The organism is Vibrio sp. 2132-1 (assembly GCF_033344315.1).
The window spans coordinates 1-500 of the sequence record NZ_JAWPON010000929.1; the positions used below are offsets into that span (position 1 = coordinate 1).

General features: G+C 48.2%; 1 protein-coding gene. It reads left to right on the forward strand.

Annotated features, from left to right (window positions below; translation table 11 throughout):
• The coding region (locus R8N47_RS28780) for a putative PEP-binding protein (protein WP_318186555.1) at positions 1 to 500 on the forward strand (500 nt) is incomplete at both ends.

The window sequence follows — 500 nt, forward strand, 5'->3', positions numbered from 1 at the left end:
TCTACCATACATGGATCTACCTCAAGAGATGAACCCGTTCCTAGGTTGGCGTGCAGTACGTATCAGCTTGGATCGTCGTGAAATCCTTCGTGATCAACTACGTGGCATCCTACGTGCGTCTGCACACGGTAAGCTACGTATCATGTTCCCAATGATCATCTCTGTTGAAGAAATCCGCGAGCTTAAGAACGCAATCGAAGAGTACAAAGCAGAGCTACGTGCTGAAGGTCTTGCATTCGACGAAAACATCGAAATCGGTGTTATGGTTGAAACACCTGCAGCAGCAGCGATCGCACACCACCTAGCGAAGGAAGTATCTTTCTTCTCTATCGGTACAAACGACCTTACTCAGTACACTCTAGCGGTAGACCGTGGTAACGAGATGATCTCTCATCTTTACAACCCACTATCACCAGCTGTACTAACCGTGATCAAGCAAGTTATCGACGCTTCTCACGCTGAAGGTAAGTGGACTGGTATGTGTGGTGAGCTTGCAGGCG